General features: G+C 68.5%; 1 protein-coding gene. It reads left to right on the top strand.

Features of this window, described 5'->3' with window-relative positions; translation table 11 throughout:
- A partial coding sequence (locus tag P8H27_RS20545; protein ID WP_289639605.1) for a hypothetical protein occupies nt 1–222 on the top strand: 222 nt, incomplete at both ends.

Genomic DNA, 222 nt, shown 5'->3' with positions numbered 1-222 from the left:
CAGACCGATGTCGCCGGCAACACCTCGGCGCCGTCCAGCCTGACCTTCACCCTCGACACCCTGGTCGCCGCACCGACCCTCAGCCTCGACACCGACAGCGGTGTGGCCGGCGATCTGATCAGCAACGACGGCAGCTACAGCGTCGCCGGCCTGGAAGCCGGCGCCACCGTCGAATACAGCACCGATGGCAGCACCTGGAGCACTACGCCTCCGGTTGCCGTG

It is taken from the genome of Pseudomonas sp. sp1636 (assembly GCF_030376615.1).
Lineage (GTDB): Bacteria > Pseudomonadota > Gammaproteobacteria > Pseudomonadales > Pseudomonadaceae > Aquipseudomonas.
Note: the sequence above shows the minus strand (reverse complement) of the source record. Positions and strands in the feature narration are given on the sequence as shown.